Annotated in this window: 13 protein-coding genes; 4 read left to right on the top strand and 9 right to left on the bottom strand. The window is 70.4% G+C overall.

Annotated elements, in window-relative coordinates; translation table 11 throughout:
* Window positions 1-27: 27 nt before the first annotated feature.
* The 4 genes from tal to pgl are packed head-to-tail and all read left to right on the top strand — an operon-like array spanning window position 28 to window position 4,532.
* Entirely contained in the window at window positions 28-1,146 is a 1,119-nt protein-coding gene (gene tal, locus ACH41F_RS03960) for a transaldolase (RefSeq protein ID WP_391230317.1), read from the top strand.
* Between the two features lie 4 nt (window positions 1,147-1,150).
* Entirely contained in the window at window positions 1,151-2,689 is a 1,539-nt protein-coding gene (zwf, locus tag ACH41F_RS03955) for a glucose-6-phosphate dehydrogenase (protein ID WP_391230316.1), read from the top strand.
* Window positions 2,686-3,753 (top strand): glucose-6-phosphate dehydrogenase assembly protein OpcA, encoded by a 1,068-nt coding sequence (opcA, locus tag ACH41F_RS03950; protein WP_398832707.1) that lies wholly within the window; start codon window positions 2,686-2,688, stop codon window positions 3,751-3,753. The genes zwf and opcA overlap by 4 nt, the downstream gene beginning before the upstream one ends.
* Window positions 3,750-4,532 carry a 6-phosphogluconolactonase gene (gene pgl, locus ACH41F_RS03945; protein ID WP_398832704.1) on the top strand — a complete coding sequence of 261 codons (783 nt, stop codon included), beginning with the start codon at window positions 3,750-3,752 and terminating at the stop codon, window positions 4,530-4,532. The genes opcA and pgl overlap by 4 nt, the downstream gene beginning before the upstream one ends.
* Window positions 4,533-4,675: 143 nt before the next feature.
* Here the strand turns inward: pgl and ACH41F_RS03940 are convergent, their stop codons facing one another.
* The 9 genes from ACH41F_RS03940 to ACH41F_RS03900 all read right to left on the bottom strand — a co-directional run bounded on the left by ACH41F_RS03940 (window position 4,676) and on the right by ACH41F_RS03900 (window position 14,519).
* Entirely contained in the window at window positions 4,676-5,641 is a 966-nt protein-coding gene (locus tag ACH41F_RS03940) for a hypothetical protein (RefSeq protein WP_398832701.1), read from the bottom strand.
* A gap of 96 nt (window positions 5,642-5,737) precedes the next feature.
* Window positions 5,738-5,860, bottom strand: coding sequence for a hypothetical protein (locus tag ACH41F_RS03935; protein ID WP_398832790.1), 123 nt, complete (start codon window positions 5,858-5,860; stop codon window positions 5,738-5,740).
* Window positions 5,861-5,920: 60 nt separating this feature from the next.
* On the bottom strand, window positions 5,921-7,189 hold the full coding sequence (locus ACH41F_RS03930) for an MFS transporter (RefSeq protein ID WP_398832699.1): 1,269 nt from the start codon (window positions 7,187-7,189) through the stop codon (window positions 5,921-5,923).
* Window positions 7,190-7,326: 137 nt separating this feature from the next.
* On the bottom strand, window positions 7,327-7,662 hold the full coding sequence (locus ACH41F_RS03925; RefSeq protein ID WP_003957010.1) for an RNA polymerase-binding protein RbpA: 336 nt from the start codon (window positions 7,660-7,662) through the stop codon (window positions 7,327-7,329).
* Between the two features lie 199 nt (window positions 7,663-7,861).
* Window positions 7,862-8,092, bottom strand: a complete 231-nt coding sequence (gene secG, locus ACH41F_RS03920; protein WP_194080280.1) for a preprotein translocase subunit SecG — start codon at window positions 8,090-8,092, stop codon at window positions 7,862-7,864.
* Between the two features lie 102 nt (window positions 8,093-8,194).
* Entirely contained in the window at window positions 8,195-8,971 is a 777-nt protein-coding gene (tpiA, locus tag ACH41F_RS03915) for a triose-phosphate isomerase (RefSeq protein WP_391230310.1), read from the bottom strand.
* Between the two features lie 6 nt (window positions 8,972-8,977).
* Complete coding sequence (locus ACH41F_RS03910) at window positions 8,978-10,189, bottom strand: phosphoglycerate kinase (RefSeq protein ID WP_391230309.1); 1,212 nt, start codon at window positions 10,187-10,189, stop codon at window positions 8,978-8,980.
* A 140-nt stretch (window positions 10,190-10,329) separates the two neighbouring features.
* Window positions 10,330-11,340, bottom strand: coding sequence for a type I glyceraldehyde-3-phosphate dehydrogenase (gene gap, locus ACH41F_RS03905; protein WP_398832696.1), 1,011 nt, complete (start codon window positions 11,338-11,340; stop codon window positions 10,330-10,332).
* A gap of 227 nt (window positions 11,341-11,567) precedes the next feature.
* Window positions 11,568-14,519, bottom strand: a complete 2,952-nt coding sequence (locus tag ACH41F_RS03900; protein ID WP_398832693.1) for a M14 family zinc carboxypeptidase — start codon at window positions 14,517-14,519, stop codon at window positions 11,568-11,570.
* Between the last annotated feature and the right edge of the window lie 29 nt (window positions 14,520-14,548).

The following is a 14,548-nucleotide window of genomic DNA, read 5'->3' as shown; positions in this document are numbered from 1 at the left end:
CACACGACACGTAGGAGATGTAATTCCATGACAGACGCACTCAAGCGCCTCTCCGAAGAAGGCGTCGCGATCTGGCTGGACGACCTGTCGCGCAAGCGGATCACGTCCGGCAACCTCGCCGAGCTGATCGACCAGCAGCACGTCGTGGGCGTCACCACCAACCCCTCGATCTTCCAGAAGGCGATCTCCGAGGGCGACGGCTACGACCAGCAGCTCTCCGACCTGGCCTTCCGCAAGGTGTCCGTCGAAGAGGCCCTCCGCATGATCACGACGGCGGACGTCCGGGACGCCGCCGACATCCTGCGCCCGGTCTTCGACGCCACCGGCGGCCAGGACGGCCGGGTGTCGATCGAGGTCGACCCGCGCCTGGCGCACAACCTCAAGGCGACGGTCGCCGAGGCCAAGCAGCTCGCCTGGCTGGTGGACCGCCCCAACACCCTCATCAAGATCCCCGCCACGCAGGCGGGCATCCCGGCGATCACCGAGGTCATCGGCCTCGGCATCAGCGTCAACGTCACGCTGATCTTCTCGCTGGAGCGCTACCGCCTGGTCATGGACGCCTACCTGGCCGGTCTGGAGAAGGCCAAGGAGCGCGGCCTGGACCTGTCGAAGATCCACTCCGTGGCGTCCTTCTTCGTGTCCCGCGTGGACACCGAGATCGACAAGCGCCTCGACGCGCTCGGCACCGACGAGGCCAAGGCCGCCCGCGGCAAGGCCGGCCTCGCCAACGCGCGCCTCGCCTACCAGGCGTACGAGGAGGTCTTCTCCTCCGACCGCTGGGCCGCCCTCGACCGGGCGCAGGCCAACAAGCAGCGCCCGCTGTGGGCCTCGACCGGCGTGAAGGACCCCGCCTACAAGGCGACCCTGTACGTCGACGAGCTGGTGGCGCCGAACACGGTCAACACCATGCCGGAGGCCACACTGCGGGCCACCGAGGAGAGCGGCGAGATCCGCGGCAACGCCGTGGCCGGCACCTACGAGCAGGCCCGTGCCGAGCTCGACGCCGTGGAGAAGCTCGGGATCTCCTACGACGAGGTCGTGCAGCTCCTCGAGGACGAGGGCGTCGAGAAGTTCGAGGCGGCCTGGAACGACCTGCTGAAGTCGACCGAGGCGGAGCTGCAGCGCCTCGCCCCCTCGGAGGACTGAGACCTTGCCGGCCTTTTCCGGTTCCGGGGCGAACCCGCTTCGTGACCCCGCCGACCGACGGCTCCCGCGTATCGCGGGGCCGTCGGGCCTGGTCATCTTCGGCGTCACGGGCGATCTGTCCCGGAAGAAGCTCATGCCCGCCGTGTACGACCTCGCCAACCGGGGTCTGCTGCCGCCGGGTTTCTCGCTGGTCGGTTTCGCCCGGCGGGAGTGGCAGAACGAGGACTTCGCGCAGGAGGTCCACGACGCCGTCAAGGAACACGCCCGTACGCCGTTCCGCGAGGAGGTCTGGCAGCAGCTCATCCAGGGGATGCGCTTCGTCCAGGGCACCTTCGACGACGACGACGCCTTCGAGCGGCTGCGCGGCACCATCGAGGAGCTCGACAAGGCCCAGGGCACGGGCGGCAACTTCGCCTTCTACCTGTCGGTGCCGCCGCGCTCCTTCCCCGTGGTCATCCAGCAGCTGAAGAAGCACGGTCTCGCCGACCAGTCCTCCGGCTCCTGGCGCCGCGCGGTCATCGAGAAGCCGTTCGGGCACGACCTGAAGTCGGCCGAGGAGCTCAACCAGGTCGTCCACGAGGTCTTCGCCCCGGACCAGGTCTTCCGCATCGACCACTACCTGGGCAAGGAGACGGTCCAGAACATCCTGGCGCTGCGCTTCGCCAACCAGATGTTCGAGCCGATCTGGAACCGGTCCTTCGTGGACCACGTACAGATCACGATGGCCGAGGACATCGGCATCGGCGGCCGGGCCGGCTACTACGACGGCATCGGCGCCGCCCGTGACGTCATCCAGAACCACCTGCTCCAGCTGATGGCGCTCACCGCCATGGAGGAGCCCGCCTCCTTCGACGCGGACGCGCTGGCCGCCGAGAAGACCAAGGTGCTCGGCGCGGTCCGGCTGCCGAAGGACCTGGGCCGGGACACCGTGCGCGGTCAGTACGCGGCGGGCTGGCAGGGCGGCGAGAAGGCGGTCGGGTACCTCCAGGAGGAGGGCATCAACGCCAAGTCCAAGACGGACACCTACGCCGCGATCAAGCTGGAGGTCGACAACCGCCGCTGGGCGGGCGTCCCCTTCTACCTGCGCACCGGCAAGCGTCTGGGCCGCCGCGTCACCGAGATCGCGGTGGTGTTCCAGCGGGCGCCGCACTCCCCCTTCGACTCGACGGCCACCGAGGAGCTGGGCTCCAACGCGATCGTCATCCGCGTCCAGCCCGACGAGGGCATCACGGTCCGCTTCGGTTCGAAGGTGCCGGGCACGTCCATGGAGATCCGGGACGTGTCGATGGACTTCGCCTACGGCGAGTCGTTCACCGAGTCCTCCCCCGAGGCCTACGAGCGGCTCATCCTCGACGTCCTGCTCGGCGACTCCAACCTCTTCCCGCGCACCGAGGAGGTCGAGCTGTCCTGGAAGATCCTCGACCCGATCGAGGAGTACTGGGACCAGCACGGCAAGCCGGCCCAGTACCCGGCCGGCACCTGGGGCCCGGTCGAGGCGGACGAAATGCTCGCGCGAGAGGGACGGAGCTGGCGCCGGCCATGAAAATAGACCTCACGGACACCACGGCCAGCAAGATCAACAAGGCACTGGTCAAGGGCCGCCGGGCCATCGGCACACCGGCCGTCGGCATGGTGCTCACGCTGGTCATCGTCACGGACGAGGAGAACGCGTACGACGCCCTGAAGGCCGCCAACGACGCGTCGCGCGAGCACCCCTCGCGCACGCTCGTGGTCATCAAGCGCGTCTCCCGCACCCCCCGCGACCGCACCCAGTCCCGCCTCGACGCCGAGGTGCGGGTGGGCGCGGACGCGGGCACCGGCGAGACGGTGGTGCTGCGCCTGTACGGCGAGGTCGTCGAGCACGCCCAGTCCGTCGTCCTGCCGTTGCTGCTGCCGGACGCCCCCGTGGTCGTCTGGTGGCCGGTGGACGCCCCGCTGGACCCGGCGAACGACCCGCTGGGCGCGCTCGCCCAGCGCCGGGTCACCGACACCTACGCCTCCGAGCAGCCCGTGCGGGACCTCGGTGCCCGCGCGGACACCTACACGCCCGGCGACACCGACCTGTCCTGGACCCGCATCACGCCCTGGCGCTCGATGCTGGCCGCGGCCCTGGACCAGGTCACCGTCGACGTCAACGCCGTCGAGGTGGAGGGCGAGGAGTTCAACCCGAGCTGCGAGCTCCTCGCGATGTGGCTCGCGGACCGGCTGGACGTCCCGGTGAAGCGTTCGCTGTCGGGCGGCCCCGGTCTCACCGCGGTCCGCATGGACACCAGCCACGGTCCCATCACGCTGGACCGCGCGGACGGCTCGCTGGCGACGCTGTCCATCGAGGGCCAGCCGGACCGTGCGGTGGCGCTCAAGCGGCGCGAGACGGCCGAGCTGATCGCGGAGGAGCTGCGGCGGCTCGACCCGGACGACACGTACGCTTCGGCGCTGCGGTTCGGCGTGGAGCGGCTGAACGCGGCTGCGGCGGCCGGGACGCCCGTGGCCGAGGACACCGCTGCGCAGGCGGTCGGGACGCCTGTCGAGAAGGCCGCGAAGGCGCCCGCGAAGAAGGCGGCCGCCAAGCGGGCCACGGCCTCTTCGAGGAAGGCGGCGGCCAAGTGAGCACTCCGCAACTGGTCGTGCACCGCGACAAGGAGCTGATGGCGCAGGCCGCCGCGGCCCGGCTGATCACGAAGATCGTGGACGCGCAGGCCTCCCGGGGCGCCGCGTCCGTGGTCCTCACCGGTGGCCGCAACGGCAACGGCGTGCTGGCCGCGCTGGCGGCCGCCCCCGCGCGGGACGCGATCGACTGGGGCCGGCTCGACCTCTGGTGGGGCGACGAGCGGTTCCTGCCCGAGGGCGACCCGGACCGCAATGTCACGCAGGCCCGTGAGGCCCTGCTGGACGCGGTGCCGCTCGACCCGAAGCGGGTGCACGCCATGCCCGCCTCGGACGGTCCGTACGGCGCCGATGTCGACGCCGCCGCGACCGCCTACGCCGAGGAGCTCGCCCGCGCCGCGGGCCCCGAGAACCACGGCGCGGTGCCGACCTTCGACGTGTTGATGCTGGGCGTCGGTCCGGACACGCATGTCGCGTCGCTGTTCCCGGAGCTGCCGGCGGTACGGGAGATCGAGCGCTCGGTGGTCGGTGTGCATGGCGCGCCGAAGCCCCCGCCGACCCGGGTCACCCTGACCCTGCCCGCCATCCGGGCCGCCCGCGAGGTGTGGCTCCTGGCGGCCGGCGAGGACAAGGCCGGTGCCGTGGCGATCGCGCTCTCGGACGCGGGCGAGATCCAGGCCCCGGCGTCCGGCGCACGGGGCCGGCAGCGCACGCTCTGGCTCCTGGACTCGGCGGCGGCCTCCCAGCTGCCGCGCTCGCTGTACCCGCCGGCGTCGCCCTGAGCGGAGACCGGGTCCGCTTCCCAGCGAGCGGTCCGTCCGGTCCAGTGCCTTCAGCGGGCCGGGATCTCTCCCGGTCCGCTGGAGGAGTGCGCTGGAGACCCGACGGGCGTCGCGTCGGTGGGACCGTGCAGACGCACCCCGCCTCAGCGCCCGTGCGGCCCCGGCCCGTAAGGACTGCCCTGGTTGTAGGGGTTGCCGCCCCGGTGGTACGGGTTGCCCTGGTACGGGCTCCCGGCGGGCGGTCCGTACGGGTTGCCTTGTGGCGGCACGCCCTGTGAGGGCCCGTAGGGATTGCCCTGCGGAGGCCCGTACGGCGGCCCGTACGGCGGCGCCGGACTGCCCGGCGGCATCGGCGGGGGCGGGGTGAGCCGGGGCAGGGTGATCGGGTGGGCCGCCAGCCGGATGCCGTACCGGCGGTCCAGGCGCCGCATCTCCAGCAGCGCGATCGCCGTGACCGTCGTCGGGGCGCCCAGGATGAACAGGACGCCCATGCCGAGACCCAGCCCGTGCAGGTCGCCCGTGACGAGGTCGGGGACGGCCATCAGCCAGGCCGTGACCGAGGCGAGCAGCGGCGGCAGAGCGCGGTGCACACCCGCGGTGCCGAAGAAGTTCGCGCCGACGTGCCAGGCGCCGCGTGCCACGAACCCGATCAGCCACAGCACGATCGGGCCGAGGAGCAGGACGAAGAACCCGGCGCCGCCCGCCGCCCGCAGTATCACCACCGTGAGCACGATCGATCCCACGAAGAGCAGCAGCAGCTTCAGCGAGTTGAACAGCGACGGCTTCAGGCCGCTCACCGAGCCGGTCCGCCGCCACACGAAGAGCATGACGGCGACCGTCAGCGGTGTGATGAACAGCAGGACGACCGACGCCGTCAGCATGTTCTCCAGCATCTCCTCGACGGCGAACCCGCCCTCGACGACGGTGTAGACGCCGATCGCCGCGACCGTCCCGGCGACGAGACGGATCTTCTTCAGCTGCTCCACCGCCGGGTCGACGGACGGAGGGATCCACGCCGGGTGGAACACCGCGCGCGCCGCGTACTTCGGTTTCCACAGCGGCCCCGCCGCCGTCGCGCCGCCCGTCCAACCGCCTTGCGAACCAGCCACTTCGCCCTCCCCCGAGCCATGGCTTCCATGATCGTCGGGGATTCTACGGGAAGCGGCCGGTCACGCGCCGCCCACTTTCCGTACCCGCGGTGATCGTCAACAGCCGCGCAGCTCCCGGTACTTGGCGACGAGCGCCCGGGTCGACCCGTCCAACCCCGGCACCTCGGCGTCCTCGGTGAGCGCCGGTTCGACGCGCTGGGCGAGGACCGGGCTCGACACCCCACTGGTCGAAGGGGCCGAGGTTCCAGACGGCGCACGTTCGCCGTCAACCGGTGTTGATCAGTGCGGGACATGGGCTGTCGTGGCGCCCTCGCGCGGCGCGACCTCAGGTACGTCCGGCTTGAGCACGGGCGTCAGCGCGACGACGGACAGGACGAAGAACCCGGCGGCAAGCAGCGCCGGGGTGTTGAGCCCCCAGGCGGTGGCGACGACACCGCCGAGCAGCGCGCCGAGCGGTGCGCCGGCGACGGCCAGGGTGCGGAAGGCCGAGCTGACCCGGCCCAGCATCTCGGCGGGGCTGCGCTGCTGCATGAGGGTGGTGGTGTTGACGTTCCACACCATGCCCATGAGTCCGAAGACGGCCATCGCCGCCACCAGCGCGGTCAGGCTGCGCACCGACCCCATCACGACGAGGGCGCCGATCTGCACGCTCCCGGCGAGGAGTATCGCCCGCACCCGACCGGCGCGGGAGACCAGCGGGCGGTTCAGCGCTCCCCCGGCCAGGGAACCCACGGTGTAGGCGGTGGTCGCCGCCGCGAACCCGGCCTGGCCCGCGCCGACCCAGTCGGTCGCCAGCAGCACCATGGTGGCGATGAGGGCGCCCACCCCGACGTTGCACAGCGCCGTGGCCGCGCACAGACCACGCAGGGCCCGGTCCCCGCGCAGGGTGCGCAGCCCCTCCGCGATCTCCCGGCGCAGGGTACTGCCGGCCGGTCTCGGCTTCCGGGCGGGGCCGGCGGTGCGCAGGGAGGCCACCAGAGCCGCGGCCACCAGGAAGGTGAGGGCGTCGGCGACGAAGGGCACGGGTGCGCCGGCCACCAGCAACAGGGGGACGATCGGGGCGCCCAGCAGCCCGCCGGCGATCCTCTGCCCGGTCATCAGGCGGGCGTTGGCGCTGCCGAGGGCCTCGCCGTCCACCAGTGCGGGCAGCAGGGCGGTGGACGCGTTGTCGAACAGCGTCTGGAGAGTGGTCAGGGCGAAGGCCAGCGCGATCAGCAGACCGATGGAGGCCTGCCCGAGCGCCACGGCCACCGCGAATCCGGCGACCAGCAGGCCGCGTACGGCGTCGACCGTCCACATCGCGCGCCGCTGGTCCACGCGGTCGGCGACGGCGCCGCCGAGCAGCCCGAAGACGACCCAGGGCAGATAGCCGCAGGCGGTGACCGTCGCTATCGCCAGGGGCTCGTCGGTCAGGGTGGCGGCCAGCAGGGGCAGCGCCGCGGTCCGCAGCGCGTCACCGAAACTGGAGAGCACGGCGGCGCTCCACAACCGCCCGAATCCCCCACGCCACGCGGGTACTCGTACACCCGCAGCCTCGACCGTCACCACAGCTTCCCCCTCACGATGCGCACGCCTTGCGGCATGCCCACACCGTAAAGGTCACCACTGACATCGCGGTGAGCCTGTGGACAACGTGCAAACAGCTCCGGCCAGGCACCTCTCGGTGCCTGGCCGGCTGTCAATTCCTAGATCTCGCCCCGCAGTTTGGCGAGCGCCTCGGCGAGGATCGCCTCGCCGTCCGCGTCGCTGCGCCGCTCCCGTACGTACGCCAGGTGCGTCTTGTACGGCTCGGTGCGCGGCGGGTCCGGCGGGTTGTCCCGGTCCTGTCCGGCGGGGAAGCCGCAGCGCGGGCAGTCCCAGGTGTCGGGGACCTGCGCGTCGCTGGCGAAGCTGGGCTGCGTCTCGTGCCCGTTGGAGCACCAGAAGGAGATGCGCAGCCGGGGCGCGGACTCGCCACGCTCGGCCTCGCCCATCGGCCCCGCCCCGACCCGGCTTCCTCGGATCGCGTTGCCACTTGCCACGGTCGTAACTCCCTGCGTGATGGTGCCGCGAAGCGAGTCGGCGTTTCGCCTCGTTGCGAGCGCCTCAGTCTACGTAAGGCCCAACGCACGTCCAGTGGTTGGAGTTACAACCCTCACACCTAGACGCAAGCCCCATGATAGGCCGCGCTCAGGTGCGCGTACCGAACATGGGGCCTTACGTACGGAAAGTGCGCGCCGGTCAGTTGTTCGTCTTCATGAGAAGGCCGAGCACGATGATGCACGCGAACCACAGCAGACCGACCACGATGGTGATCCGGTCGAGGTTGCGCTCTGCGACGGAGGAGCCGCCGACGGAGGACTGCATGCCGCCGCCGAACATGTCGGAGAGGCCGCCGCCCTTGCCCTTGTGCATGAGCACCAGCAGCATCATCAGCCCGCTGAAGACGATCAGGGCGATCGAGAACCCCATAACCACGGCTGGACCAACTTCCTCGGATCTGGATGGACGACAGGGGCACAGCCACCGGGCTGTGCCCCCGCAAGGGTACGACGGATCGCCGCTACCGCATACTTACTGGTCGCGGAAGCGCACGATCTTGACGAACTCGTCGGCGTCGAGCGAGGCACCGCCCACGAGCGCCCCGTCGATGTCGGCCTGCGCCATGATCTCGGCGACGTTGCCCGACTTCACGGAGCCCCCGTACTGGATGCGGACCAGGTCGGCCAGCTCCTGGGTGTACAGCTCGGCGATCTTGCCGCGGATGGCGGCGCAGACCTCCTGGGCGTCCTCGGCGCCGCAGACCTTGCCGGTGCCGATGGCCCAGACGGGCTCGTAGGCGATCACGACGGACTCGGCCTGCTCGGCGGGGAGGTCCTTCAGACCGCCCTCGACCTGGGCGAGGGTGTGGGAGACGTGGTTGCCCGCCTCGCGGACGTCCAGCTCCTCGCCGACGCACAGGATCGGGGTCAGGCCGTGCTTGTAGGCGGCCTTGACCTTGGCGTTGACGATCTCGTCGGTCTCCGCGTGGTACTGGCGGCGCTCGGAGTGGCCGACGGCCACGTACGTGCACTTCAGCTTGGCCAGCATCGAGCCGGAGATCTCACCGGTGTAGGCACCGGAGTCCTGCGCCGAGATGTCCTGGGCGCCGTACTTGATCTTGAGCTTGTCGCCGTCGACCAGGGTCTGCACGGAGCGCAGGTCGGTGAAGGGCGGCAGGACGGCGACCTCGACGGCCTCGTAGTCCTTGTCCGCGAGGGCGAAGGCGAGCTTCTGGACGTGCGCGATGGCCTCGAGGTGGTTGAGGTTCATCTTCCAGTTGCCCGCCATCAGCGGCGTGCGCGTGCTCATAAAGGGTCAGTCCTCCAGTGCGGCGAGGCCGGGGAGCGTCTTGCCCTCGAGGTATTCGAGGGAGGCGCCGCCGCCGGTCGAGATGTGGCCGAATGCGTTCTCGTCGAAGCCCAGGATGCGGACGGCCGCGGCGGAGTCGCCACCGCCGACGACCGTGAAGCCCGGGGAGTCGAGGAGGGCCTGGGCGACCGCCTTGGTGCCCTCGGCGAAGTCGGGGTGCTCGAAGACGCCCATGGGGCCGTTCCAGAAGACGGTGGCGGCGTCGGTGATCTTCGAGGCGTACAGCTCGGCGGAGCCCGGGCCGATGTCGAGGCCCATCTGGTCGGCCGGGAGGGCGTCCGCGGCGACGGTGGTGGCGTCCGCCGGGGCCTTGGTCTTGAGGTCCGGGAACGCGGGGGCGACCACCGCGTCGACGGGGAGCACCAGCTCCACGCCGGTCTTCTCGGCGCGCTCGATGTACTCGAGGACCGCCGGGATCTGGTCCTCCTGGACGAGCGACTTGCCGATCTCGTGGCCCTTGGCCTTGAGGAAGGTGTACGCCATGCCGCCGCCGATGAGGATCCGGTCGGCCTTGCCGAGGAGCTGGTCGATGACGGCGAGCTTGTCGGAGACCTTGGCGCCGCCGAGGGCGACGACATAGGGCCGCTGGACCTCGTCCGTCAGCTTCTTCAGGACGGCGACCTCGTTCGCGATGAGGTAGCCCGCGGCGTGCGGCAGCCGGGCGGGGAGGTCGTACACGGAGGCGTGCTTGCGGTGCACCGCGCCGAAGCCGTCACCGACGTAGACGTCGGCGAGGGCGGCCAGCTGGTCGGCGAAGGCGCCGCGCTCGGCGTCGTCCTTGGACGTCTCGCCGGCGTTGAAGCGGAGGTTCTCGATGACCGCGACCTGGCCGTCGGCGAGGCCGGCGACGGTGGACGTGGCGGACTCGCCGACCGTGTCGGTCGCGAAGGCCACGTCGGCGCCGAGCAGCTCACCCAGGCGGGAGGCCGCGGGCGCGAGGGAGAAGGCCGGGTCCGGGGCGCCCTTGGGGCGGCCCAGGTGGGAGGCGACGACCACGCGGGCGCCCGCCTCGGCCAGGGCCTTCACGGTGGGCACCACGGCACGGATACGGCCGTCGTCGGTGATGGTCGTGCCGTCCAGCGGCACGTTGAGGTCGGCGCGGACGAAGACCCGCTTGCCGCCTACTCCTTCGGCGAGGAGTTCGTCGATCGTCTTCATGGAAGGGACTCCCGAGGAGGGTGTGGTACTCGGATCGCTCGTGATCCTAAGAGGGCCGTTCTGTACGCGAGTCAGGGCCCGGGCTGCGCGTCCCTGCGCCGCCCGGGCCCTGACTCACATCAAGCTGCCTGCTCTGTCGGTCAGAGCTGGTTGCCGACGAAGACCGTGAGGTCGACGAGGCGGTTGGAGTAGCCCCACTCGTTGTCGTACCAGCCGAGGATCTTCACCGACTTGCCCTCCTGGACCATGGTCAGGGAGGAGTCGAAGGTGCAGGAGGCCGGGTCGCTCACGATGTCCGAGGAGACGATCGGGTCCTCGGTGTAGACGAGGATGCCCTTGAGGTCGCCGTCGTCGGCGGCCTTCTTGAACGCCGCGTTGACCTCGTCCTTGGTGACCTCGCGCTGGAGCTCCACGACCAGGTCGGTGGCCGAGCCGGTCGGGACCGGGACGCGCATCGCGATGCCGTCGAGCTTGCCCTTGAGCTGCGGGAGGACCAGGGCGGTGGCCTTGGCGGCGCCCGTCGTGGTCGGGATGATGTTCTCGGCGGCGGCGCGGGCGCGGCGCAGGTCCGAGTGCGGGAAGTCCAGGATGCGCTGGTCGTTGGTGTACGCGTGGACCGTCGTCATCAGACCCTTGACGATGCCGAAGTTCTCGTCGAGGACCTTGGCCATCGGCGCCACACAGTTGGTGGTGCAGGACGCGTTGGAGATGACGTAGTGGTTGGCCGCGTCGTACTTGTCCTGGTTGACGCCCATCACGATGGTGATGTCCTCGTCCTTGGCCGGAGCCGAGATGAGGACCTTCTTGGCGCCACCGGCGATGTGCTTCTCGGCGTCGGCCTTCTTGGTGAAGATGCCGGTCGACTCGATGACGATGTCGACGCCCAGCTCGCCCCACGGGATGTCCGCGGGGTTGCGCTCGGAGAGCACCTTGATGGTGTGTCCGTCGACCGTGATGGTGTCGGCGGTGTGGGTGACCTCGGCCTTGAGGCGGCCCAGGATGGTGTCGTACTTCAGCAGGTGGGCGGTGGTCGCAGTGTCACCCAGGTCGTTGACAGCCACGATCTCGATGTCAGCACCCTGCTCCAGCAGCGCGCGGAAGTAGTTGCGACCGATACGACCGAAGCCGTTGATGCCTACGCGGATCGTCACGAACCGATCTCCTCGTTGGTAGCCGGCCATGCGGTGCCGGCGAGCTCTGTTTGGGATGTCCCCGACCGCCTACGACCCTACCTCTCCGATGCCTCCGGAGTGACATCGAGATGCCGCATACATGGGCAGGCGGTCCGTACCCGCCAGTAGGGGTACGGACCGCCCGGGCCGGAGGACCCGTTCACTCGAAACGGTCACGGAGGGTCAACAGCCGTTGACCGGCGTGTTCACCCCCCGACCGCGGTGAGCGCCCTGCGGATCAGGGCCGCACGGTCGGCCGCCGCGGTGACGTGCTCCAGGCCGAAGCCCAGCAGCACGGTGTCGTCCGTGGTGATGGCGCCGTACGTCTTGAACAGCTCCCCGGTGCGGGCCCAGTCCTTCACGACCGCCGGGCTGCCCGCGGGCGGCCCCGGAACGCTCCAGGCGCCCAACGACGTCTCGAAGCCCTCGGTCTCGGCGGCCTGGCCGCCGACGACCACGGAGGCGTTGTCGGCGAGGACACCGCGACCGCCGGAACCGGGGTCGGTGATGTAGCTGAGGGAGACCTCGACGGTCTTCCCGGCGTACGCGGAGAGGTCGAAGGAGACCTCCTGCCAGCCGGCCGACGCCCCGGTGAGGCTGTTCCACTGGCCGGTGGTGCCGGTGGGCGTGCAGGCGTCCGCACCGAGCGTCAGATACCGCTTGAGCGCGGGGTGGGCGGCGATGAAGTACCCGGCCTCGCACTCCGCCGGTACGGCGCTGCTGGTCCTGCCGTCCTTGTCGGGGAGCGTGGTCCAGTCGTCGTTGCCGGCCGTGTGCGCCTCCAGCACGGCGTGGTCGTAGCCCTCCTCGGTGCTCCACAGCAGGCGGGTGCGGAGCGTGGGCGCCTGTGCGGCGGTCACCTGGGTGAGGTCGATGGTGCGGGTGAGCCGGTTCCAGGCGTAGTCGGTGTGCGTGACGGCCGCCATGGAGGCGCCTTCGTAGGGCCCGTACGGGTTGACCGTGCCGGGGTAGGTGCCCGCGCCCGCGCTGGCGAACTGCGGGAACGCGGCGACCGACAGGTTGTCCGAGGTGACGCTGAAGGACCCGGCGGTGTCCAGCGGGTTGCCCGGGGCGGCCCCGAGCGGACCGCCGGTCCCGGCGAGTGGGCCGACGCCCTGGAAGGCCGTCGCGCCCGGCAGGGACGTGCGGGAGTACGCGCCCAGGTAGTACTGGCTGAAGTCGTTCGACAGGGTGCCGCCGCCGAGGTCGACGGAGCCGCCCGCCCGCTCGCCCGCCTCGATCAGCTTGCCGCCCTCGTTGAGGAAGGCGCGCAGCTGGAGCTGGGTGGCGTTGCCGGGGACGCTCGCGCCCGTGTGGTGCACGACCGTCCTGAAGTGGTCCAGGACACCGAGCGCGTCCGGCGCGCCCTGGGCCGCCACGTCCCAGACGACCGCCTTGCGGCCGTTGGCCTTCAGCGCCTCGACGTAGGTCTGCGCCTGGGCCGCGGTCGCGCCCTCCTCGGCGACCACGAGCGTGTCCGCGCGCGGGCGTTCGGCGACCGTGTACGTGAAGTGCTCGCTGGAGGTGCGCTTCCCGCTCCTGGTCCGGCCGGTGAACCACACCTCGACCTTGTCGCCCGGATCGCCGTCGGCGACCTTCGCGCGGTACTCGTCGAAGTAGAGGTTGTCGTCACCGCCGTAGGTCTCGCCGCCCTTCCAGGCCCTGAGCGCCATGTCCTCGACCTTGCCGCCGTTGACGCGGTACCTGAGCTCCTTGTCGCGCACGGACTTGCGTACGACGACGGCGACCTCCTGGTCCGCGCCGCGTGAGTACGACGTGGTGAACGGCTTCGGGGTGAAGTCGGCGGCCGTCAGACCGAGCGAGGACTTCGGCCGGTCGGGAGTGACGGCCGACTCGGCGACCGAGAGCGCGAACGGGACGTTCTTCTCGAACTCCTGCTGGATCAGCTTCTCGTCGTCCGGGAAGTGGAAGACCGACTGGCAGTCCGCCGCGTTCCACCGGTCGTTCGGGTCGAGGTCCGACGCGGTCTGGCAGGTCGACATCTCGGGGGTGTACATCGCCAGCCCGTTGACGTTCGACGCGTGGCCGTCCGCCTCGCCGTTGGTGGTGTACAGCTCCGAGGAGACCTGCGGCCGATAGCCGGGGACGGCGGGGTTGTCGGGGGTGCCGGCGAGCGCCTTGTAGAGCACGTCGTCGGGGCTGTCGGTGGCCACCTGCCAGCCGACGCCGTAGAGGATGAGCTCGGCGGCGGAGTGGTAGTTGATGCCGTACGTGAAGCCGATCCGCTTCTGGAAGGCGTCGATGGCCTTCGTCTCGGGCTCGGAGCCGGGGCCGGAGCCGCGGTAGGTGTCGCTGGTGGGGGTGGGCGACGAACCCTCGTTGTCGTAGCCCCACTTGTAGGAGAAGTTGCGGTTGAGGTCGACGCCGTCGCCGACCGCGATGGCGCCGTCGCCGTTGTTGTCCCGCAGGTTCTTGCGCCACAGGCGGGTGTCGTCGCTCTTGAAGGTGTGGTCGTAGCCGTCGGGGTTCGCGGAGATGACGAACCACAGCTCGGTCGTGTCGACGATCTTCTTGATGCGTTTGTCGGTCTTGTAGTGGTCGATGTAGTGGTGGAGCAGCCGCCGGGTCATCTCCGGGGTGATCCACTCACGGGCGTGCTGGTTGGACATGTACAGCACGGAGGGCTTGGCGCCGTCCTTGGTCCTCTTCGCGTTCTTGGTGAGCTTGAGCGCGAGGATGTCCTGGCCGTTGACGGTCTTGCCGATGGAGACGACCTTGGTGAGGCCGGGGTTCTCCTGTCCGGTGCGGAGGATCTCCTCCTTGATGTTCCCGGCCCCGCTGTACGGGCGGTACACGCCCTCGGCGGCGGCCTCGACCCGCTTCTCGGCCTGGGCGGTCAGGGTGTGCTCGGTGAGCTCGACGCCCTGTTTCTCCAGCTTGTCGGCCTGCTGGTCGGTCAGGTACACCTCGACCGTCGCGGTGCCCTTGGCGGGTACCTGCTCGGTCAGTTCATGGCCGTCCTGACCGGCCGCCAGCAGCAGGGGTACCTGCTTGTTGGTGACCTCGGCCCGGAAGACCTTGACCTCGTCGGGATCGGGAGAGCCGGCGCTCTCGGCGGCCTGGGCGATGGGTGCGATGCCCGCGCCGCCGAGAAGAAGCGCGCCCACAGCGAGGATCGGTCTCGCTCTTCGTCTCATGTGCCCCCCTTGCTGGGTCCGCCACAGCA

The sequence above is a fragment of the Streptomyces sp. NPDC020489 genome (genome assembly GCF_044386545.1).
Taxonomy (GTDB): domain Bacteria; phylum Actinomycetota; class Actinomycetes; order Streptomycetales; family Streptomycetaceae; genus Streptomyces.
The sequence above is the reverse complement of the archived record's forward strand: the minus strand, read 5'-3'. Positions and strand labels throughout refer to the sequence as shown.

Coding starts and splice junctions, on each gene's coding strand:
- tal (WP_391230317.1), top strand. CDS start 28: ATGACAGACGCACTCAAGCGCCTCTCCGAAGAAGGCGTCGCGATCTGG.
- opcA (WP_398832707.1), top strand. CDS start 2,686: ATGAAAATAGACCTCACGGACACCACGGCCAGCAAGATCAACAAGGCA.
- secG (WP_194080280.1), bottom strand. CDS start 8,092: ATGGGGTTCTCGATCGCCCTGATCGTCTTCAGCGGGCTGATGATGCTG.
- tpiA (WP_391230310.1), bottom strand. CDS start 8,971: ATGAGCACGCGCACGCCGCTGATGGCGGGCAACTGGAAGATGAACCTC.
- ACH41F_RS03910 (WP_391230309.1), bottom strand. CDS start 10,189: ATGAAGACGATCGACGAACTCCTCGCCGAAGGAGTAGGCGGCAAGCGG.
- ACH41F_RS03900 (WP_398832693.1), bottom strand. CDS start 14,519: ATGAGACGAAGAGCGAGACCGATCCTCGCTGTGGGCGCGCTTCTTCTC.